The following is a 365-nucleotide window of genomic DNA, read 5'->3' as shown; positions in this document are numbered from 1 at the left end:
CACCCGTTCCCATACCGAACACGGAAGTTAAGCTCTCTAGCGCCGATGGTAGTTGGGACCTTGTCCCTGTGAGAGTAGGACGTTGCCAGGCTAATATTATTCCGCAGTAGCTCAGTGGTAGAGCTATCGGCTGTTAACCGATCGGTCGTAGGTTCGAGTCCTACCTGCGGAGCCATTATGCTTCCATAGCTCAGCTGGTAGAGCACTTCCATGGTAAGGAAGAGGTCACCGGTTCAAGCCCGGTTGGAAGCTTGGGAATAGGTTTAAAACTTTTTTGGCCCGTTGGTCAAGTGGTTAAGACACCGCCCTTTCACGGCGGTAACACGGGTTCGAATCCCGTACGGGTCACCACTTTTGGAGGATTA

The 365-nt window shown here is 52.3% G+C and carries 3 tRNA genes and 1 rRNA gene; all 4 read left to right on the top strand.

Annotated elements, in window-relative coordinates:
- Positions 1-91 (top strand): 5S ribosomal RNA (rrf, locus tag MR169_RS28055); the annotation flags it as partial.
- Between the two features lie 9 nt (positions 92-100).
- A tRNA-Asn gene (locus MR169_RS28050) sits at positions 101-175 on the top strand.
- Between the two features lie 4 nt (positions 176-179).
- Positions 180-252 (top strand) — tRNA-Thr (locus MR169_RS28045).
- A 24-nt stretch (positions 253-276) separates the two neighbouring features.
- Positions 277-351 (top strand) — tRNA-Glu (locus MR169_RS28040).
- Positions 352-365 lie beyond the last annotated feature (14 nt).

The organism is Bacillus cereus group sp. BfR-BA-01349 (assembly GCF_022663795.1).
Classification (GTDB): domain Bacteria; phylum Bacillota; class Bacilli; order Bacillales; family Bacillaceae_G; genus Bacillus_A; species Bacillus_A cereus.
The sequence above is the reverse complement of the archived record's forward strand: the minus strand, read 5'-3'. Positions and strand labels throughout refer to the sequence as shown.